This window comes from Streptomyces fuscichromogenes (assembly GCF_014645815.1).
GTDB classification, from domain to species: Bacteria; Actinomycetota; Actinomycetes; order Streptomycetales; family Streptomycetaceae; genus Streptomyces; species Streptomyces fuscichromogenes.
On record NZ_BMML01000023.1, the window covers coordinates 50,263 to 71,281 of the forward strand.

Consider the following 21,019-nt stretch of genomic DNA (forward strand, 5'->3'; position numbering starts at 1 on the left):
TCGCTCTCCACGGCCGGTTGTTCCATGGTCACCCAGATGCGGCGCGCGGGGAAGAGCGCGGTGGTTGTGTGAAACAACAGTCACCGCAGACCCCGCCGCCCGGTACCCGGTAGTACAGACAGCAGCTGCGCCGCCGGAAGGCCGGGCCGGTGCGGGTACCGGTGGTGCTCAGCAGGGGGTGCGCGAAGAGGGTGTCGGCGAGGTGGCGGGTCCGGGCGGCCGCGTCCGGACGGTTGTTCGCGCGCGCCCAGCGGCCCAGTTCCCGTGCGGCTCCGGCCAGCGCCGAGCCGGCGTTTCCCCACAGCAGACCGGCCGCGACACCGTAGCGGGCCCTCAGGGCCTCCCCCAGGGGTTCGAGATGGCCGTGTACGACGGCTTGCACGACGGTGTCGGCGAGTGCGGCCGGGCCGGCGCCCCCGGGCAGCGCGCGCACCTCGGTGAGCCGGAGGTCGTCGGGGGCGGTTGCGGCGGGGTCCCAGCGGAGCAGGCCCGGGTCGAGGTCGGGAAGGCGGCCGTAGCGGACGGCGCAGCCGAGGGCGACGGACCAGAGCCGGGCGGCCAGCGCCTGGTGGGCGATGGAGGCGGCGACCCGCGGTTCGGTGGTGCCCAGACGCCCCGCGACCGTCTCGACACGGGTACCCAGGGCATTTCCGTGACCGTCCGGTCCGAGTTCTCCGTAGGCCTTCGCGAGAGTCGTCAGCTCGTCGGTCCGCGCCGCGTCGGGGCCCGCGACCAGCGCTCGGACCGTCCGCAGGACGAAGAAGCCGCCGAGCGGGCGGAGCGCGGCGAGGTCGGGGTCCAGGTCGGCGAACGGGTCCACGAACAGCAGTAGTACCAGGGTTCCCGGAATCCCTGCGCACGCCGCCTCCACCCGGCGGCCCCCACCCTGGGGATGATCGGAACTGCTTCGTACTCCATCGGTAGTAGGACCCATTGGGTGCTCAGGTACGACGACGGGAAGCAGACGGGCGGGCAGAGTGTTGCTCATGGAAGCCGACCGATCACCGCGCGGGGCCAAGCGGCCCGGCCTGACGCAGAGGAGCCGAGTATGAGTGCCCTCGCGTTGTCCGTGTTGCTTTCCTTCGTCTCCGCCGTCGCCTACGCCGGCGGGGCGATCGTGCAGGAGCAGGTGGCGGTCTCCTCCCCCGACGGACAGTACGCGCCGCTGCGCCGCCCGAGCTGGTGGGGCGCGATGGCGCTGAACGGCCTCGGCGGCCTGCTGCACGTGGTGGCGCTCGCCTACGGCCCGCTGAGCCTGGTCCAGCCGCTGGGCGCGCTCACCATCGTGTTCGCGCTGCCCATGGCGGCCCTCTTCGTCGGCCGCAGGGCCGGGGCGACCGCCTGGCGGGGCGCGATCATGGCCACCGCCGGTCTGGCCGGTCTGCTCTCCCTGGTCGGCTCCTCCGACGCGCACTCCCTGGACTCCGCCGGGCGGATCGGGGTCGCGCTGGTCACCGGCGGGGCGGTGGTCGCGCTGATGATCGCGGGCCGGGCCGCGCACCGGCACCCGGCGGTGCGCAGCGTGCTGCTCGCCACCGCGTCCGGCATAGCCTTCGGCATGTCCTCGGTGTTCACCAAGGTGGTGGCGATCGACTGGGACGGCGGGATCGCCACGGCCGACGTGCTCTGGCTGTCCGTGATCGGCGCCTACGCCGTCGCCGGCGTCATGATCTCCCAGGCCGCCTACCGCGGCGGCGGCCTCGCCGCGCCGCTGGCCACGCTGACCGTGGTGAACCCGGTGCTGGCCGCCGCGGTCGGCATCACGATGTTCGGCGAGACGTTCCGCTACGGCGCGACGGGCACCCTGCTGGCGCTGGGCTGCGGTGTGGTGGCGGCGGGCGGCCTCATCCTGCTGACGACCGAGCGCCTCGAACGCACCCCGCACCCGGCCCAGCCGGTGCCGGTGCCGGTACCGGAGTCCGCCGTGGTCGAGACGTCGCCCGAGCCGCTGGTCGAGGCGCTGGTGGAACTGGCCGAGGCGGGTCTGGAGGCCCTTTCCACCGAGCCCCTTTCCACCGAGACCCTTTCGGCCAAGGCCCTTTCGACGGAGGTTCTGTCGACGGAGGTTCTGTCGACCGAGGCCCTTTCGACAGAGGCTCTGTCGGCGGAGGTTGCGTCGATGGAGGGTCTGTCGGCGGGCGGCGTTTCGGCGGGAGTCCGCCCGCCGGGCGGCGACGACGCGCGTCCCGCGCCGGTCCCCCTGATCGCCATGCCCCAGCAGCGGTCGGGGTCCGCCGCGCCGGACGTGGCCGAAGTGCTGCTGCCCGCGGCCGACTACGTCCACGGCCCGCTGCTGGACCGGCGCCGTACGCGGGTCAGATACTGACGCCGCCGGCCCGGAGATAGGCGACCGGGTCGACGTCCGTGCCGAATCCGGGCCCCGTCCGCACCTCGAAGTGCAGATGCGGGCCCGTGGCGTTTCCCGTGGAGCCCGAACGGCCTATCCGCTGGCCGGTGGAGACGCTCTGCCCGGCCCGCACGGAGATCGCCGAGAGATGGGCGTACTGGGTGTAGCGGCCGTCGGCGTGCCGGATCACCACCTGGTAGCCGTAGGAGCCGCCCCAGCCCGCCGTCACGACCTGGCCGGCCTCGACCGCCTTGACGGAGGTGCCGGTGGGCGCGAGGAAGTCGACGCCGGTGTGGTAGCCCTTCGACCAGTGCGAACCGGTCGCGTGGTAGGCGGTGCCGATCGGGGCGTCGACGGGGGCGACGAGGGAGTGACCGGTGCGGCCGGCACTCTTCGCGGTCCTGGTCTCGGTCCTGGTTTTCGTCTTTGCCTTTGTCTTCGTCTCTGTCCTGGCCTCGGTCTTCCGGTGGGCCCTGGCGGCCTCGCCCGTCAGGCTGAGGCGCTGTCCCGGCAGGATCAGGTCGGGGTCAGCGCCGACCGTCGTACGGTTGGCCGCGTACAGCCGGTGCCAGCCCCCGGCCACGTCGTGGTCCTCGGCGATCCCGGAGAGCGTGTCGCCGTGCACCACGGTGTACATCTCGGCCTTGCCGGCCCGCGACTGCGGCGTCGTCTGCGGCTGTACATCCCGTACAGAACTCTTGGCGGAACTCTTGGCGGAACTCTTCGCGTTGCCCGTCGCGGGGCGGGTGGCGGCGCTCTCGGTGTGCACGTCGGGGGTGTCGCCGCCGCGGGTGAGTCCGGCCCGTACCGAGCAGACCGGCCAGGCGCCCGGCCCCTGGCCTGCGAGGACCTTCTCCGCCACGGCTATCTGCTGGTCCTTGGTGGCGAGGTCGGCGCGCGGCGCGTACCTCGTACCCCCGTAGGCCTCCCACGTGGACTGGGTGAACTGCAGCCCGCCGTAGAAGCCGTTGCCGGTGTCGATGCTCCAGTCGCCGCTGGACTCGCAGGCGGCCACCTTGTCCCAGGTGGACACGGAGGCCGCGTCGGCGCTGCCGGCGGCGGCGAGCGGAAGCGCCAGGCCGGCGCCGCCCGCCGTGACGGTGAGCGAGGCGCGGTTGATCCTGTTCGGCTGGTACCGGCGGTGCCGGCCGCGTTCGGCCATGTCTGGAGCCCCCCTCGCCACACGCGTCAGGAAGGCCAAAAGTAAGCGCCCCGAACAGGCCATGACAAGACGGCAATCAGCCGCCTCTCGCCCCGCGGGGCACGGCCCTCATGCCCCGAAGCGGGGCGGACCGCCGCACGGTGACGCGTCGTCAGCCGAGGGGCTCCTGCGGCACCCCCGAAAAGCGTTTCACGAGGTTACTGAGCCGTCGGGCCCATGTCGTCCGTATCTGCATGTGCGGCCGGTCGGACGGCGGGTCAGGATGGCCTTTGGGCAATACTGGCGGGCATGAGCGGCGGCAGCATCCCTTGCACGTGCTACGGGATCGACTTGATTCTTGAGGAGCAGGCGGTATGAGCACTTCGGCGCAGATCGGCGTCACGGGTCTCGCGGTCATGGGCCGCAACCTCGCCCGGAACTTCGCGCGCAACGGCTATACGGTGGCCTTGCACAACCGCACGGTGTCGAAGACACACGAGCTGGTGGAGAACTTCGGGGACGAGGGCGACTTCATCGCGGCCGAGACCGCCAAGGAGTTCGTCGAGGCGCTGGAGCGGCCGCGCCGGCTGGTCATCATGGTCAAGGCGGGCGGTCCGACGGACGCGGTGATCGAGGAGTTCGCACCGCTCCTGGAGCCCGGCGACATGATCATCGACGGCGGCAACGCGCACTTCGCGGACACCCGGCGCCGTGAGAAGGCGCTGCGCGAGCAGGGCATCCACTTCGTGGGCATGGGCGTCTCCGGCGGTGAGGAGGGCGCGCTGCACGGCCCGAGCATCATGCCGGGCGGCCCCAGGGAGTCGTACGACTCCCTCGGCCCGATGCTGGAGAAGATCTCGGCGAAGGCGGCGTCGGACGGTGCGCCCTGCGTGACGCACGTCGGCCCCGACGGTGCCGGGCACTTCGTGAAGATGGTGCACAACGGCATCGAGTACGCCGACATGCAGCTGATCGGCGAGGCGTACCAGCTGCTGCGCGATGTCGCCGGGTACTCCCCCGCGCAGATCGCGGACATCTTCCGGACCTGGAACACGGGCCGGCTGGACTCGTACCTGATCGAGATCACGGCGGAGGTGCTGGCGCACGTCGACGCGGCGACCGGCAAGCCGTTCGTGGACGTGGTGGTGGACCAGGCGGAACAGAAGGGCACGGGCCGCTGGACGGTCCAGATCGCGCTCGACCTGGGCGTGCCGGTGTCGGGGATCGCCGAGGCGGTGTTCGCGCGGTCCCTGTCGGGCCACGCCGATCTGCGGGCCGCGTCCCGCGGGCTGGCCGGCCCGAAGCCGACCGCGCTGTCCGACGCGGAGGCGGCGGCGTTCGCGGACCGGGTGGAGCAGGCGCTGTACGCGTCGAAGATCGTGTCGTACACGCAGGGGTTCCACGAGATCCAGGCGGGCAGCGACGAGTACGGCTGGGACATCGACCTCGGGGCGGTCTCCTCGATCTGGCGGGGCGGCTGCATCATCCGGGCGGCGTTCCTGGACCGGATCCGCGCGGCGTACGACGCGCGGGCGGACCTGCCGAGCCTGCTGTCCGACGAGACGTTCGCGCGGGAGATCGCGGAGGCGCAGGACGACTGGCGTGAGGTGATCATCGCGGCGACGCGAGACGGGGTCGCCGTGCCTGGTTTCTCGGCCGCGCTGGCGTACTACGACGCGCTGCGGGCGGAGCGGTTGCCTGCGGCGCTCACGCAGGGGCAGCGGGACTTCTTCGGGGCGCACACGTACCGGAGGGTGGACCGGGAGGGGGCGTTCCACACGCTGTGGGGCGGGGACCGCTCGGAGGTCACGGAGTAGCCTCGACCGCCGTTGAGGGGCGTGGGTGAGCTGCGGGTTTGCGCCGGGGGGTGGGCTGGGCGTGATGGTCCGGTGCCGGCGCGTTGGTGGTTTTGCGCAGTTCCCCGCGCCCCTGGGGGGGGAGGCGGGCTGGCGCTGGTGGGTTGGTGCCGGTGCGTTGGTGGTTTTGCGCAGTTCCCCGCGCCCCTGGGGGGAGGCGGGCTGGGGGTGGTCAGGTTAGGGGTGGGCCTGGTTCTGGGGTGGGGGTTGGGTCTGGGTCCGGGGGGATCGGGGAAGGGGTGGGGCCCGGGGGTGGGGGTGACGGTGGGGTGGGGGGTGGTTCGGGGGTCGGGGGTGGCTGGGGGGTGGGGACCGGGCTGGGGTAGGGGTCCGGAGGGTGGGGGCCCGGGGGTGGGGTTGTCATGGTGTTCTCCGGCCGGTGGAGCGATGTGGTCCTGCGGGTCTACTGCCCCGCGTACCCGGCCGGGGCACGCGCACTCACCCGGGTGGGCGGACCGCACGCGCTGCCGCGGCCAGGCCCGGGCGGGGGCTGGACAGGACCGGCAGGAGTGTCGTCGTCAGCGGCTGTGCCGGGGTCATGGAGGCCTGGGCCAGGACGATCACGTCGGCGTCGGTCACGGCGTCCGCCGCGGCTGCCACCAGGTGGGCGCAGCCCTCGACGTCACCGGCCTCGAAGCAGGTCCAGGCGTCCGCCACGACCTGGGCGCGGGCGCGGATCGGGCGGTCCGCGCGGCGGGCCTCGTCGTCCAGCAGGGCCAGGGTGGGCGGCAGGGTGCTCTCGACCGTCGCCAGTACGGCGATGCGGAGGCCGGCCGCCACCGCCGCTGCCGCCATCGGACGGTCACCGCGGATGACCGGCACGCCGACCCGGGCGGCGGCCCGCTCCGCCACCTCCCCGATCGTCGAGCAGGTGCACAGCACGGCCCGCACACCGTCGTCCGCCGCCGCCTGCCGGAGGGCCACCGTGACGTCCGGTGCCACCGCGTCTGGACCTTCCCGGCGAGCCCGGGACAGCAGGTCCGGAGCGACGGAGTGGCGTAGCTCCAGGCCCCGGTGGTGCTCGTCGCGCAGGGCGTCGAAGACGGGGACGTGGAGGGGCGAGGTGTGCAGGAGGGCGAGCATGCTCAGAAGCGGCCGGGGTGGGCGACCAGCCATTCCTTCGCCGCGCGCAGCAGCTCGGGGTCCGGCGTCGGTGCCACGTCGGGGTGCCGCTCGGCCCACACGACGACGTACGGGCAGAGCGGGGCCACCGGGGTCCCCTCGCGCTCGGAGATCGCGTAGAGCTCGCGGGCGAGGGAGCCCGCGATGCCCTTCCCCTCGTGCTCGGGTTCCACGATGGTGTGGACGGGCACCAGGGCCCGGGAGGGCGACTCCAGGACGAAGTACTCGATGTGGCCGACGACTTCGTCGCCGGCGACCGCTTCCAGGCGGCCCGCCGCCCGGTCGTCGCGGATCTCGATGTCGCTCATGTCGCCCTCCTGGTCCGCCGGTCAGGCCGATACGGCCTGCGGGCTGCGCTCCTGGTCCGAGCCCGGTACCGGCTCGGACGGGTCGGCGCCGAGGGCCACGATCCGGTTGCCGTGGTCGACGTGCACGACCCGCGGCCGAAACGTACGCGCCTCGGCGTCGGTGACCTGAGCGTAGCTGATGATGATCACCAGGTCGCCGGGATGCACGAGATGGGCGGCGGCCCCGTTGATCCCGACGACCCCGGATCCCCGCTCGCCCTCGATGACGTAGGTCTCCAGCCGGGCGCCGTTGGTGATGTCGACGATGTGGACCAGCTCGCCGGGGAGCAGGTCGGCGGCGTCGAGGAGGTCGGCGTCGATGGTCACCGATCCCACATAGTGCAGGTCGGCCTGGGTGACGGTGGCTCGGTGGATCTTCGACTTGAACAGAGTACGCAGCACTTTGGACTCCTGAAGGACGGCTCCCTGCCTGCTTTCTGCAGGTCAAGGGCGTTCCGCACTCTACACCGGCACGTCGGACCCGACGGCTGTGAGGAACGTCGCCCCGCTCCGCCGGGAAGGCTCCCGGGCCCGCCGTCCGCACCGGTGGTCGTCGTTCAGACCGGGAGCGCGCCGATCGGCGTCTCCGGGGCGGCGGCGAAGGCGTCGACGAAGCGGATGAAACGGTCCGCGTGCTGGTCCAGTTCCTCCTGGGTGTAGGCGGCCGGATCGGCGTCGAAGAAGAACTCGGCCCCCCTGTCGCCGCCCCGTTCGAAGACGTTGACCGCCATGTCGCGCACCGATGAGCCGAAGGACACGGTGTGGCCCGTGACCCGGTGGCCGCCGAAGGACATCTCGAAGTCACGGAACGGCAGGAAACTGATGGTCGGTCCGATCACGGGCCGCGCGGACTGGGTCAGACGAAGATCGCGGCGGATGTCCTCGTACCGGTACCGCTGGTGCTTCATGATGTCGCGGAGTCCACGGGTGGCCGACCTGGTGAGTTCGGCCGCGGTGGTCCGCTCCGTGAGGGAGAGCCTGAGCGGCACGTAACTCGACGTCATACCGACGGTTCTCCGCTGCCCCTTGCGCCCGGAGACGGGGTTGCCGATCGAGATGTCCGTGGCGCCGGTGCACCGGTGGAGGTAGGCGGCGGTGGCCGCGTTGACGAGGGCCGCCCAGGTCGTGGCGCAGGCACGGGCCGCGGACCGGTAGCGGGTGACCTGTTCCTGGGACACCAGCCGCACCGATCTGAGGCAGTGGTACGTCTCGGGGCCGGGGGCGCGGTCCGACAGGGTCGGCGGGTCACCGAGACCGTGCAGACGCTCGTTCCAGAAGACGCGGTCCGCCTCGAACCGGCCGGAGGCTCGGTACGCGATGTCCTCGTCGACGAGTTCGGCCACGCCGCCCGGGTCCGCTTCGGGCACCGGCTCACCCGCGACGAGGCGGCTGTAGACGTCCGCCGCCCGCCGGGTGACGACGTGAATGCCGTGGCCGTCCACCATGATGTGGTGCATCCGCTTGTACCAGATGTACGCGTCCGCGGAGAGCCGAAGCAGCACCGAGGTGAACGGCGGCCCGGCGGCGAGGTCCACGGGGGTCGCGGCCTCGTCGTCCATCCAGGCGAGCGCGCTCTCCCGCGGGTCGTCCTCTGCGCTCATGTCGATGACGTCCAGCGACCAGTCGAGCCGGTCGAGGACGGTCTGCTCGGGCATGCCCTCCTCGTCCTCCCTGAAGACCACCCGCAGTGCGTCGTGGTCCTCGATGACGCGGCGGAACGCCTGCTCGAAGAGAACCTCGTCCACCGGGCCGTGGATCTCCATGCCCTCGGCCAGGTTGTGCCAGGGTGAGTGCGGGGCGAGCTGCACGGCGAACCAGATGCCGAACTGCGCGGAGTCGAGGGGCCTGCGGGTGCCCCGTGCTACGGGCATGGAGCCGTCCTTCTTGACGGGGGTCTTCAGGGTCTGGCCGCCCAGAGTTCCAGGATCGCGCCGACGACCTGGTCCTCCTGGCCGTGGAGGTAGAAGTGTCCGCCGGGAAACACCCGGGTGGTGAGCGGGGTGGCGCTCACCGCCTGCCAGGAACCGAGTTCCCCGGGCGGGCAGCCTTCGTCCGCGTCGCCGCCGAAGGCGATCACCGGTGTCTTCAGAGGAGGCAGGTGCTCGGGGCGGTAGGTGTCCACCAGGCGCCGGTCCGCGCGCAGCGAGGGCAGCAGTATGGACCGTAGGGCGGGGACCTGGAAGGCGTCCCCGCCGGGACCGCCGCGCTGCACCGTGCTGCGCACCAGTTCGTCGTCGTCCAGGAGGTGTTCCTCACCCGGCGGCCCGCCGCTCGGGGCGCCGCTGCCGGAGACGAACACCGCGCTCAGGGCCGCACGTTGTTCGATGCGCCGGGCCACCTCGTAGGCGACGCTGGCACCCATGCTGTGGCCGAACAGTGTCAGGGGAATGTCCAGCAGCGGGGTCAGCTCCCCGGCGACGGTGTCGGCGAGGTCCTCGATGGAGGGCGGGACGGGCTCGCCGAGCCGGTCCTGGCGTCCCGGGTACTTGACGGCCACCAGCTCGATGTCCGCGGGAAGCCGCGATACCCACGGATGGAAGAACCCGGCGGCACCGCCGGCATGCGGAAGGCAGACGAGCCGGTGCGCCGGGGCGGGAGACAGGTAGCGCCGGAACCACGGGCTGCCACCGCGTTCGGCGATCGTACGATTCCCCGCCGCGTCCCCTTCCGGCAACAGAGGCGTCGTCATCGCATGTCGTCCACAAGACTTTGCGGGCGCATATCCGTCCAGTTGGCCTCGATGAAATCGAGACACGCCTGTCTGCTGTCTTCGGGGTGCACGATCTCCCAGCCGGCGGGAACAGCCGCAAAGGACGGCCAGAGCGAGTGCCGGTTCTCCTTGTTGACCAGCACCAGGAAGGTTCCGTCCGGGTTGTCGAAGGGATTGCTCACGTGATTTCACTCCAGGCGGCAGAGTTATCGGGCAAGCCCGCTGCCCTAAAGGGCAGACGCAGGGGCAGAGTTATCGGGGAAGCCTGCTGCCCTTAAGGGCAGGTAACCGGCGGAGCCCGTTCGCATTCTCGAGGAACGGCCGCCGCCTTTCGGCGTGTCGTTGTGCGCGATACCCCCGACCTGCATTTTTGTCAGGTTCATGGTTCACTCCAACTCACCTGCCCAGCAAGGGATTTGAGATCATACTATCCTCCGCTGCTGCGACCTCGAAGCTCCGGGCGGGGCGCACCCGGCAATGAGTTTTTTGAGCCACAACGGACAAAGGGGAGATAGTGGAGAGGCCTTGATGGCCACTCTCCGGTTTGCCGGTGAAGCGCGCGGCCGGAGGCAATCGCATTCGAGTAGCCTCTTCGCGCGATTCGTCGTCTTCAGTGCCGGAAATACGGCACGTCCACTGCCCGGCCGGCTGTTCCCGTCGCTGTGAGTGTCACAACGCTCGCGCTCTGCCGCGTAGCTGGTTCTCCCGTATGCACCCGCGCGCCAGAATTCTCTCCTCATCCCTAAGGTTGACGCATGGATCTCAGCGTGATGTTCTTCGGCTCGGAGACCGATGTCGCCCCGGCTGACAAATACGACGACATACTCGCGATCGTACGAGCGGCCGACAGGCTCGGGTTCAAAGCCGTCTGGACACCGGAGCGCCATTTCCAGAACTTCGGTCAGGTCTTCCCGAATCCGGCCGTGCTCGGCAGCGCCTTCGCGCTGGCCACCGAGCGCATCGAGATACGGGCCGGCAGCGTGGTCCTTCCCCTCCACCATCCGCTGCGGGTCGTCGAGGACTGGTCGGTCATCGACAACCTCTCCCGCGGCCGGGTGGGCATGTCCGTGGCGACCGGCTGGCACGCCAGGGACTTCGTGCTGGCTCCCGAGCGCTACGAGGACCGGCGCGCGCACGCGCTGCGGGACATCGAGACGGTCAGGCGGCTGTGGAGCGGAGAGCCGGGGACGTTCACGGACGGCGCCGGACAGCCCGCCGAGGTGCTGCCCCACCCCCGCCCCTACAGCCCCGAACTCCCCATCTGGATCACGACGTCGGGCTCGCCGGCCACCTGGGTGACCGCCGGAGAACTCCGTACCGGCATCCTCGCGGCCGGCATCGGCCTGAGGCGACAGGACCTCGAACGGAACATCGGCACCTACCGGCACGCCTTTGCCGAGGCCACGGCCCGGACCGCCAACGGCCCCGCGGGCCGCGGGACGGTGTCCCTCATGATGCACGCCTACGTGGGCGAGTCGATGTCGGAGGTCCGGGAACGGGTGCGTGAGCCGCTCGGCCGGTACATCCGCTCCTACGTCGGCCAGGTGTCCAGCAACCGGAGCGACGCCGCCGACCGGGCGATGGCCGAACTGACCGAGACCGACCGGCAGCGCATGGTCGACTTCGCCTTCGAGCGCTACCTGGCACAGGGCTCGCTGCTGGGGACCCCCGACGTGTGCCGCAAGGCCATGTCCGAGATGAGGGACTGCGGCGTCGACGAGATCGCCTGCTTCGTCGACTTCGGCCTGGAGCGAGAACTCATCCTCGACTCCCTCGAGACGCTGAGTGACATCGGCAGCTCGGTCGCCTGACCCGTCCCCCGCCCCGCACCGTCCCGGAGCTGATGATGTCCCAAGAGCACTCCCTCGCCCAGCGCATCGCCGATCTGACGAGTGATCAACGCGTACGTCTGATGCGGCGCATGGTCGGAATCGGGGAACAGGTCCGTGCGAAGCCCGCCGTGCTGCCGCTCCGGCAGGGCGACCCCCGGGCCCCGGTGCCCATGAGTCCCGCGCAACAGGACCTGTGGGTCTTCCAGTCCATGAACCCGGACTCCTCCGCCATCAACCTCTGCTTCGCCTACGACTTCGACCGCCCCGTCGACCCGGACACGCTCGTCGCCGCCCTCAACATCGTGATGGACAACCACGATGTGATGCGCTCCCTGGTGGTCGAGACACCCGACGGACCGCTCCTCGCGCCCGGACCCCGCGGCCGATGGGACATGGAACGCCTGGACCTGCGCCACCTGCCTCCCCCCGAGCGGGCGCGAGCGGTCGAGGAGCTCACCGACCGCTTCCGGCGGCGCTCCTACCGCCTCACCGAGGAACTCCCGGTCCGGGCCCAGTTCATCCGGCTCACCGACGACACGTCGAAGATGCTGATGGACATGCACCACATCGTCACCGACTGGTGGTCGACAGCCGTCTTCAACCGCGACTTCGACCAGGCCTACCGGTCCCTGACCACCGAGGAAGTGACGCCCCCGCCCCGCCCGGACCGGCAGTACGCCGACTACGCGAGCTGGCAGCGGGAACTGGAGGCGGCGGGCGTCCACGACCAGCAGCTGGAGTTCTGGCGTGGCTACCTCGCGGACTTCCCGCAGCCGCCGGCCATCGCCGCGCCGCTGCGTCCCCGCGCGGAGGTCACTCTCGCGGGAGGCCAGTACGAGTTCGACTTCCCGCAGGAACTCGTGGACCGGGTGCGGGCGTTCGCCCGGGAGACCGACAGCACGCTCTTCACCGCGCTGATGCCTGCCTTCGCGGCGTTCCTGCACCGCATATCCGGCGAGCGGGACCTGGTCATCGGCACCCCGGCGGCACAGCGCTCGGCACGGGGCAGCGAGCCGCTGGTCGGCTACTTCATGAACGTGCTGCCGACCAGGTGGCACATCGACCCGGCCGCGGACCTGCGCGCCATGGTGCGGACGTTCCGGCAGTCGTTCCGTGAGGTGCAGGCCAACGCGGACGTCCCCAACGGCCGCCTCATCAAGGAGATCAACCCCGACCGCCTGCACAACCGGGCACCTCTCTTCCAGTGGGTGTTCATGCACCTCCCGGAGAACGGCGCCGGTGCCTCCCTCCCGGAAGGGGCGAGGGGCAGCCGCGTCCTGTCCGGTTCCGAGGAACAGGACGGCGCCCTCATCCTGGACAACGTCGGCGACGGCATCACGGCGTCGTTCGAATACCGCCGGGACCTGTTCACACCGGCCACGATCGCCCACCTGAGCAGCAGCTTCCTCGTCTTCCTCGACGGCCTGCTGGCGGGCGGGCGGGTGAACGAGGTGGCCCTGGTGGGCGGTGCGCAGCGGGAGTCGGTGGTGTCGGGGTGGAACCGGACCGAGCGTCCCGTCGAGGCGCGTCCGGTGCACGAGCTGGTGGGCTCTGTCGTCGGCCGGGAGCGTCCTGCCGTGGGCGCGGGCGGGAGCACGCTGTCCTACGGTGAACTGGCCGATCGTTCGGACAGGTTGGCGTGGTTCCTGGCGGGTCTGGGGGTACGGCGCGGGGACGCGGTGGGGGTGTGTCAGGTCCGTACGCCCGAGGCGGTCGTGGCACTGCTGGGCGTGCTGAAGGCCGGCGCCGTCCATGTGCCGTTGGACCCGGAACTGCCGACGGGCCGTGCCGAGTTCATGGTCGTGGACAGTGGTGTGCGGGTGGTGCTGACGGACGCGGTGTCGGCGGGCCGGGTGCCTTCGGTTCCGGAGGTACGCACGGTCGTGGTGGACGGTGCGGACGCGTCGGCGGTCGCCGCCGCCGAACCCGTGGATCTGCCGGTGGTGACGGGTTCCGATCTCGCCTACGTCATCTACACCTCCGGTTCCACCGGCACTCCGAAGGGCGTCGCCGTCGAGCACGGCTCCCTGGGGCTCCTCGTGGCCGGTCAGGCCCGGGAGTTCGAGGTGACGGAGTCTGACCGGTTCCTCCAGACGGCGTCGTTCGGCTTCGACGCCAGCATCGAGGGAATCTGCACCACTCTCGCCCACGGCGCCTTTCTGGAGATCAGTCCCGGTCTCGCCGGACTCGCCCCCGAGGATCTCCTGGCCCTGGCGGGCGAGGCGGGCATCACGCTCGTGGACGTCCCGACGGCGTACTGGCACCAGCTGGTCCGCGCCCTCAGGGCCGGCGCGACGATGCCCGACTCCGTCCGCCTCGTGATGCTCGGCGGCGAGGTCATCGACCTCGGGCTGGTCGGGGTCTGGCACGAACTCGGCGTAAAAGCACGCCTGATGAACGGCTACGGCCCCACCGAGGCCACCGTCACCGCCACCATGCTCGAGATGCACGCCGACGACGCACTGCGCCGCCCGGTCATCGGCCGCCCACTGGACAACGTACGCACCTACGTACTCGACGCAACACTCCAACCCGTACCCGTCGGCGTGACCGGCGAACTCCACCTCGGCGGACCACGCGTCGCCCGCGGCTACGCAGGACAACCCGGACTCACCGCCACCCGCTTCGTCGCCGACCCCTTCACCACCCCCGGCGCCTACATGTACCGGACCGGAGACCTGGCCCGATGGCGGGACGACGGCGTCCTCGAGTTCATCGGCCGCGCCGACGGCCAGGTCAAGATCCGCGGCTTCCGCGTCGAGACCGGCGAGGTGGAGACCGTACTGACCCGGCAACCCGGCGTCCGCGAGGCTCTGGTGACGGTCCGCGAGGACCAGCCGGGTGTCAGACACCTGGTCGGATACGTCGTTCCCGAGCCCGACGCCCCGCCGCTCGTCGGTGCCGACCTGCGCGGAGCGGTCGCGGCCGAACTCCCGCACTACATGGTGCCCGCCGCCGTGCTCATCGAGCCGCACTTCCCGCTGACCACCTCGGGCAAGGTCGACAGGGCCGCTCTGCGCGCCCCCGACTTCTCGTCGCTCTCCGGCCGCCGGGCTGCGCGGGACCGCCGGGAAGAGGTGCTGGGCGAGGCCTTCGCCGATGTCCTCGGCCTCGACGGCGTGGGCATCGACGACAGCTTCTTCGCCCTGGGCGGCGACTCCATCGCGGCCATCCACGTCGTCTCGCAGGCCCGCCGGGCCGGTCTCGTGATCACCCCGCGCGACGTCTACGCCTACCGTACGGTCGCGGCCCTCGCCGAGGTCGCCGTGGACTCCGCGGCCGTCGTGCCGGAGAACCAGGACGCCGGGATCGGCGTCCTCGGCGCGGTACCGGCCCTGCGCGCCCTGGAGGCGTCCGGTGCCCCCGCGGCTCCCCTGCGTACCCTGCTGACGACCCCCCACGGTCTGCAGCGGGACCATCTGGTCCAGGCGCTGCGGCTCCTGGAGAGCCGTCATGACACGCTGCGGCTGCGCCGGAGCACCGGCCGGGACGGCGCCTGGGTCCTGGAGACCCTGCCGGCCGGCGACACCGACGCCGGTGACCGCCTGGTCTGCGTGGAGACGTCGGGGCTCGACGAGTCGCGGCGCGACAGCCTGATCGAGGAACACGCCTTAGCCGCGTACCAGCGGCTCGCACCGGACGAGGCCCGGCTGGTCCAGGCCGTCTGGTTCCACGCCGGACCCACTACGGCGGGCCGCCTGCTGCTGATGGTGCATCCCCTCGCGGCCGACGAGACGTCCCTGCGTCTGCTCGTCACCGACCTGGCACAGGCGTGCGCCGACCTCGTCGAGGGCCGCCCCTTCCGTCCCGCCCCCGTGGCCACCTCGTACCGCACCTGGTCCACCTCGCTGGCCCGCGAGGCCGCCGACCCGCGCCGCATCGCACAGCTCTCGCACTGGACCGGCCTGCTCCGGGCCCCCCGGCCCACGCCGACCGGCCCGGCACCGGTCGCGGACGCCGCGGCACGGCGTGGCGCCCTGGACGTCGTCGTACCCGACGAGGTGGCGCACACCCTGCTCACGCGGGTGCCCGACGCGTTCCGTACGGACGTCGGCACGGTACTGCTGACCGCCCTCGCGGTCACGGCCGCCGCCCGGACGCGACCCGACCCGCACACCACCGGGGCCACGGCGGACGACGGCGTGGTCATCGCCCTGCGGGACGACGGCCGCCGGACCGCCCCGCCCGGAACGGACCTGTCCCGCACCGTCGGCCGCTTCGACGGCGAGCACCCCGTGCGTCTCGTACCCGGCGTCCCGGCGGGCCCGGACGGTCCCGCGATGGTCCGCGCGCTGAAGGCGGTGAAAGAGCAACTGCGGTCGGCGCCGCCCGGATCCGACTTCGGCCTGCTACGTCACCTCAACGCCTGGGCTGAGCAGGAACTCGCCGCCCTGCCGGGCCCCGGCCTCGCCTTCACCTGTCTCGACGGTCCGTCCGCCCGGACCGCCGGCAGCTGGGAGACGGCCCCGGACGCCGACCGGCTGCTGGGCTTCCTGCCCGAGGACGACACTCCGCTGGGCGCTCCCCTCGCCGTCCACGCGATGCCGCGGACCGCTCCCGACGGCCCGAGGCTGACCGCCCGCTGGTCCTGGGCGGACGGCCACCTGACCGAGGACGAGGTACGGGAACGCGCCGACGCGTGGTGCGCGGCCCTGGAGGCGCTCGCCACGCATGTCCGCGACACCGCCGCGAGCGGGCTCACCCCCGGCGACCTCCCCCTGGTCGACCTGCGGCAGGACGAGATCGAGCAGTTGGAGGCGGCCTTCGCCGTACAGGGCGGGATCGCGGACGTACTGCCGCTGTCGCCGCTCCAGGAGGGCATGCTCTTCCACGCGCTCAGCGGCGGTGACACGACGGACGTCTACTCCGTCTACGCGGCCCTCGACATCAGAGGCCCGCTGTCCCCGGACGCCCTGCGGGCGGCGGCCGTCCAGATGATGGAACGCCACGCCAACCTTCGGGTCAGCTTCGTCCCGCTGGACTCCGGGCAGACCGTGCAGGTCGTACCCCGTACGGCGGACGTGCCCTGGCGGACGATCGAGGTGCGGGGGGCCACGGAGGAGGACGGGAACCGGGAGGTGGAGAGGTTCCTCGCCGCCGAGCGGGTACGCCCCTTCGACCTCACCGCCGGACCGCTGTGCAGGTTCACCCTTCTGCGGCTCTCCGCCGACCGCCACGTCCTCGTGGTCTCCAACCATCACATTCTCTGGGACGGCTGGTCCTCCGGCGTCTTCGTCTCCGAGTTGTTCGAGATCTACCGGTACGGGGGCGTGGCCGCCTCCCTGCCGGCCGTCAGCCCCTTCTCCGGTTACCTCGGCTGGCTCGCGGACCAGGACGGACAGCTCGCCGACACCGCCTGGCGCCGGGCCCTCGAAAGGGTCACGGCACCGACGCGGGTGGCACCGGCGTCCGGGGCGACGCCGGATCCCGCACGGCAGTCCAGCGTGGACGCCGGCCTTCCCGCCGACATCACCGCGAGGCTCAACGCCGTGATCCGGGCCCGCGGCATCACCGTGAACACGGTCGTCCAGACCGTATGGTCGCTGATGCTGGCCCTGTACACAGGGGAGCAGGACGTCGTCTTCGGCACGACGGTCTCCGGCCGCCCCCCGGAACTGCCCGGCGTCGAGCGGATGATCGGCCTGTTCATCAACACGGTGCCGGTCCGGATCGCCCTCGACCGCACCGAGGCGCTGCCCGACCTGTTCGCACGGGTCCAGGACGAGCAGTCGGCCCTGCTCGGGCACCAGCACGTCGGACTGGCCCGGATCCAGCGGCTGACCGGCCTGCGGGAACTGTTCGACACCCTCGTCGTGGTGGAGAACTTCCGGACGGCCGGACCCGCCGAACTCCTCACCGGCTGCGGCCTCGAACTGACCCGGGTCCGTCATCTCGAAGGCACCCACTATCCGTTGACACTCATGGTCGCACCGGGCGACCGCCTGGAGATGCGCCTCCTCTACCACCCGGAGGCGGTCGACACGGCCACCGTCGAGGCGCTCGCCACGACGGTGCGCGGGCTGATGACCGCGCTCGCCGACCGGCTGGACGGCACCGTCGGCGACCTCCTCGCCGCGGCCCCCGCCCTGCCCGCCCCGGTCCGGCCCGCCGCGCCCCAGGACACTCCGGCGCACCCCGGCAGCGCGGCCGCGGACCGCTCCGCCGCTGACGGGACCGCCCCGGCCGAGCCCACGGGACCGGCCGCACACGCCGAATACGTCCTGCGCGAGATCTGGGAGAGCGTGCTGGGGCGTACGGGGGTCGGCGCCGACGACAACTTCTTCGCCCTCGGCGGCGACTCGATCCTCGGCATCAGGGCCGTGGCGCTGGCCAGGCGGCGCGGTGTCGAACTGCGGGTCGACGACCTCATGCGGCTCGGCACCATCCGCGAACTGGCCGCGGTCACGGCCCGGTTCGACGCGTCCCCGGAATCCGCGGAGGCGGCCGCCGAACCGTTCGGCCTGCTGTCGCCGCGGGACGCGGCCGCCGCCCGGCGCACCGGGGCGCTCGACGCCTACCCCATGACCCGGCTGCAGACCGGCATGGTGCTGGAGAACGAGAAGTCACCCGGCACCTACCACGCCGTGGCCCGATACCTGCTGCGCGGCGACTTCGACGCCGGACGCTGGCACCAGGCCGTGTCCGGTCTCCTCGCCGACCACGAGATCCTGCGCACCTCGTTCGCCCTGACCGGCTACCGCGGGCCGGTCCAGCTGGTGCACGCGCAGGTCCCCGCCCCGCTCACCACCGAGGACCTGCGCGACCTGTCCGAGGCCGACCGGCAGGCCCAGGTGCGGGACCACCAAGCACGCGAGCAGGCACGGCCGTTCGACGTCGCCCGGCCTCCGCTCGTGCGGTTCCACCTCCAGCGGCTCTCCGACACGGAGACGATGCTGTTCGTCACCGAGCACCACGCCGTGCTCGACGGCTGGAGCGACCGCTCGCTGGTCGTCGAACTGCTCAACCGCCACAGCGGCGCGCATCACGCCGCACCCCCGGCCAGCAGGTTCCGGTCCTACGTGGAACTGGAACTGAAGTCCCTGGACGACGACAGGGCCCGCGCGTTCTGGGCGGACCAGCTCGCCGGCGCCACGTACCCCTCCCTGCCGACGGCGGCCGAGTCGGGACACGACCGCGGTGTGCCGACGCAGGCCGGTGCCGGGGCACCCACGTCCCCGGCGGCGCGCGGCACGGTGGCCTTCGGCGTCGACGCCTCCGTCCACGCCGGGCTGACCCGGCTGGCCGGCCGTCTCGGCGTGCCGCTGCGCACCGTGCTGCTGACGGCACACCTGCGGGTGATGAGCCTGCTCACCGGCAGCCGGGAGGTCACCACCGGGGCCGTCTACAACGGACGCACCGAGGAGACGGACGGGGACCGGGTGCTGGGGCTGTTCCTCAACACCCTGCCCCTGCACACCACTTTGCCCCGGGGAGACTGGGCCGAGCTGGTACGTCATGTCGGCGCGCTCGACAACCGCGTTCAGGAGCACCGCCGTTACCCGCTCAGCGAGGTGGCGCGGATCGCCGGCCGGCCGCATCTCATCGAGAGCTACTTCAACTACACGCACTTCCACGTCGAACTCGACCGGGACACCACGGCGGGCGCGGTCGAGATACACGACCACCAGGCCAGTGTGGAGACCGAGTTCCCCTTCCAGGCGGAGTTCGCGGTCGACGTCGCCTCGCAACGGCTCACCGTGGACCTCGGCTACGACACCCGGCGCTACGCACCCGTCCAGATCGAACGGGCCGGCGCGTACTACACGGCCGTACTGGAGGCCCTCGCGACGCGGCCCGACGCCGGCCACCACACCGACGCGCTGCTCACCGGCACCGACCCGGACCTGTCCGAGGCGGTGGACGACACCGCGGGGCAGGTCCCGGCGGCGACCCTGGCCGAGCTGTTCGGCGAGCAGGCCGCACGCACCCCGCTGTCCACCGCGGTCGTGTCCGGACCGGAACGGCTCACCTACGCCGAACTCGACGGCCGGGTCGAACGCCTGGCACGGGTGCTGGCCGGCCGCGGGGTCGGCCCCGACGCGGTGGTCGCGGTGGCGCTTCCCCGGTCGGTGGACCTGGTGGTGACCCTGCTCGCCGTGCACCGGGCAGGCGCGGCGTACCTGCCGCTGGACCTGGGTTACCCGGCCGAACGGCTCGCCTTCATGCTGGCGGACGCCGCCCCGGCCTGCCTGGTGACGTCCTCGCAGACGCCGCCGCTCGGCGACGGTGTGCCGCGCGTCCTGGTCGACGCGCTGGACGGCGAGCCGTCCGCTCCGCTTCCGCGGCACCACCACCCGGACCGCGCCGCCTACGTCATCTACACCTCCGGCTCGACCGGCCGGCCCAAGGGCGTCGTGGTGCCGCACCGGGGCATCGTGAACCGGCTGGCGTCGATGCAGGACGACTACGGGCTGGCCGCCGACGACCGGGTGCTGCAGAAGACCCCGTCGAGTTTCGACGTGTCCGTGTGGGAGTTCTTCTGGCCCCTCGTCAACGGCGCGACCCTTGTGCTGGCCGCCCCCGACGGCCACCGGGACCCGGCGTACCTCGCCGGGCTCATCCGCGGCGCGGGTGTGACCACGGTCCACTTCGTCCCCTCGATGCTGGACCTCTTCCTGGACGAACCGGCCGCCGCCGACTGCCGGGGCCTGCGCCGTGTGCTGTGCAGTGGCGAGGCCCTGACCCGTGAGCTGGCGGACCGGTTCCGCGAGGTTCTCGACGTCCCCCTGCACAACCTCTACGGCCCGACGGAGGCCTCGGTCGACGTGACCTCGGCCCAGGTGTCCGGCAGCGGTCCGGTCACCATCGGCCGCCCCGGCCGGAACACCCGCGTACAGGTGCTCGACGAGAACCTGGCACCCGTCCCGGTCGGTACGCCCGGTGAGCTGTACCTGGCGGGCGACCAACTCGCCCGGGGGTACCTGAACCGGCCGGGGCTGACCGCCGAGCGCTTCGTCGCCGACCCGTGCGGACCGGCCGGCAGCCGGATGTACCGGACCGGTGACCTCGTCCGCATGCTCGCGAACGGCCACCTGGAGTACCTCGGCCGCACCGATCAGCAGGTCAAGATCCGCGGCATGCGCGTCGAACTCGGCGAGATCGAGGCCGTGCTGGTGAGCCACCCGCAGGTGGCGCGGGCGGCTGTCGTGGCGCACGAGGACCGGCAGGGCGTCAGGCGCCTGGTCGGCTACGTCCTTTCGAGGGGGACGGACGGCACCCCGCTCGACGTGGCCGCGCTCCGGGCGTCGGCCGCCGACCGCCTGCCCGGACACATGGTGCCCGCGCTGATCGTGGAACTCACCGAGCTGCCGCTCACCCCGAGCGGGAAGCTCGACCAACGGGCGCTGCCCGCACCGGAGTTCACCGGCGCCACGGCGGGACGCAGCACCGTCGCGCCTACCGCGGGCCGGGAGGAACTGCTGGCCGGCGTCTTCGCCGACGTGCTCGGCCAGGGCCCTGTCGGCGCCGAGGACGCCTTCTTCGACCTGGGCGGCGACTCCCTGCTGGCGGTGGAACTCGTGGCCCGCTCGGCAGCGGCAGGTCTTGTGATCCAACTGGTCGACGTCTTCACCCTGCAGACGGTCCGGGCACTGGCCGGGACAGCGACCACCGCCGCGGACGCCGCGGAGGCACCCGAGGACGTCCCGGAGGGGTGACCTCCGCT

Annotated in this window: 12 protein-coding genes; 4 read left to right on the top strand and 8 right to left on the bottom strand. The window is 71.9% G+C overall.

What is annotated here, in order from left to right:
* Nucleotides 1–28 precede the first annotated feature (28 nt).
* Nucleotides 29–838: a (2Fe-2S)-binding protein gene (locus tag IEZ11_RS37410; protein WP_229713612.1), complete on the bottom strand. Its 810-nt coding sequence runs from the start codon at nt 836–838 to the stop codon at nt 29–31.
* A gap of 210 nt (nt 839–1,048) precedes the next feature.
* Between IEZ11_RS37410 and IEZ11_RS37415 the strand changes: the two genes are divergently transcribed.
* Entirely contained in the window at nt 1,049–2,326 is a 1,278-nt protein-coding gene (locus tag IEZ11_RS37415; protein ID WP_189267461.1) for a DMT family transporter, read from the top strand.
* Here the strand turns inward: IEZ11_RS37415 and IEZ11_RS37420 are convergent.
* On the bottom strand, nt 2,316–3,509 hold the full coding sequence (locus IEZ11_RS37420) for a transglycosylase family protein (protein ID WP_189267462.1): 1,194 nt from the start codon (nt 3,507–3,509) through the stop codon (nt 2,316–2,318). The two genes, IEZ11_RS37415 and IEZ11_RS37420, sit on opposite strands and share 11 nt — an antisense overlap.
* A 353-nt stretch (nt 3,510–3,862) precedes the next feature.
* Here IEZ11_RS37420 and gnd point away from each other — a divergent pair, with 353 nt between their 5' ends.
* The gene (gene gnd, locus IEZ11_RS37425; RefSeq protein ID WP_189267463.1) at nt 3,863–5,305 is read left to right on the top strand and encodes an NADP-dependent phosphogluconate dehydrogenase; all 1,443 of its coding nucleotides are present in this window, start codon (nt 3,863–3,865) and stop codon (nt 5,303–5,305) included.
* 477 nt (nt 5,306–5,782) lie between these two features.
* On the opposite strand, the gene IEZ11_RS37430 is transcribed toward gnd, so the two are convergent.
* The 6 genes from IEZ11_RS37430 to IEZ11_RS37455 form a co-directional block, all read right to left on the bottom strand.
* A complete protein-coding gene (locus tag IEZ11_RS37430) occupies nt 5,783–6,427 on the bottom strand; it encodes an aspartate/glutamate racemase family protein (protein WP_189267464.1) in 645 nt (214 codons plus the stop codon).
* A gap of 2 nt (nt 6,428–6,429) precedes the next feature.
* The gene (locus IEZ11_RS37435) at nt 6,430–6,774 is read right to left on the bottom strand and encodes a GNAT family N-acetyltransferase (protein WP_189267465.1); all 345 of its coding nucleotides are present in this window, start codon (nt 6,772–6,774) and stop codon (nt 6,430–6,432) included.
* Nucleotides 6,775–6,795: 21 nt separating this feature from the next.
* Nucleotides 6,796–7,215 (bottom strand): aspartate 1-decarboxylase, encoded by a 420-nt coding sequence (panD, locus tag IEZ11_RS37440; protein ID WP_189267466.1) that lies wholly within the window; start codon nt 7,213–7,215, stop codon nt 6,796–6,798.
* Nucleotides 7,216–7,370: 155 nt separating this feature from the next.
* A complete protein-coding gene (locus IEZ11_RS37445) occupies nt 7,371–8,684 on the bottom strand; it encodes a condensation domain-containing protein (RefSeq protein WP_189267467.1) in 1,314 nt (437 codons plus the stop codon).
* A gap of 26 nt (nt 8,685–8,710) precedes the next feature.
* Nucleotides 8,711–9,502 (bottom strand): thioesterase II family protein, encoded by a 792-nt coding sequence (locus IEZ11_RS37450; RefSeq protein WP_189267468.1) that lies wholly within the window; start codon nt 9,500–9,502, stop codon nt 8,711–8,713.
* Nucleotides 9,499–9,705, bottom strand: coding sequence for an MbtH family protein (locus tag IEZ11_RS37455; protein WP_189267469.1), 207 nt, complete (start codon nt 9,703–9,705; stop codon nt 9,499–9,501). Before IEZ11_RS37455 ends, IEZ11_RS37450 begins: the two co-directional genes overlap by 4 nt.
* A 573-nt stretch (nt 9,706–10,278) precedes the next feature.
* On the opposite strand from IEZ11_RS37455, the gene IEZ11_RS37460 reads away from it, so the two are divergent.
* Together IEZ11_RS37460 and IEZ11_RS37465 are read left to right on the top strand one after the other, a co-directional pair.
* Nucleotides 10,279–11,334 (top strand): MupA/Atu3671 family FMN-dependent luciferase-like monooxygenase, encoded by a 1,056-nt coding sequence (locus tag IEZ11_RS37460; protein ID WP_189267470.1) that lies wholly within the window; start codon nt 10,279–10,281, stop codon nt 11,332–11,334.
* A gap of 35 nt (nt 11,335–11,369) precedes the next feature.
* Nucleotides 11,370–21,011 carry a non-ribosomal peptide synthetase gene (locus IEZ11_RS37465; RefSeq protein WP_189267471.1) on the top strand — a complete coding sequence of 3,214 codons (9,642 nt, stop codon included), beginning with the start codon at nt 11,370–11,372 and terminating at the stop codon, nt 21,009–21,011.
* Nucleotides 21,012–21,019 lie beyond the last annotated feature (8 nt).